This is a genomic window from Photobacterium sp. R1, assembly GCF_054600795.1.
In genome coordinates, this window is the sequence record NZ_BAAHZP010001062.1 from 1 (window position 1) to 231 (window position 231).

Genomic DNA, 231 nt, shown 5'->3' on the forward strand with positions numbered 1-231 from the left:
GATGGAAGAAACGCTGGCGCTTTTTGAGCGGGTACAGCTTCCAGAGCCGCGCAAGCGACTTCGCCACTATCCTCATGAATTCTCCGGCGGCCAGCTGCAGCGGATCATGATTGCCATGGCGCTGGCGAATAAGCCCGATTTGCTGATTGCGGATGAGCCAACCACAGCGCTGGATGTCACCGTACAGGCAGAGGTGCTGTCGTTACTGAAAGAAATCCAGGCTGAGATGGG

1 protein-coding gene is annotated in these 231 nt (G+C 56.7%); it reads left to right on the top strand.

From position 1 onward, the window contains the following. On the top strand, positions 1–231 hold a 231-nt coding region (locus ACYP03_RS28320; protein ID WP_459782980.1), incomplete at both ends, for an ATP-binding cassette domain-containing protein.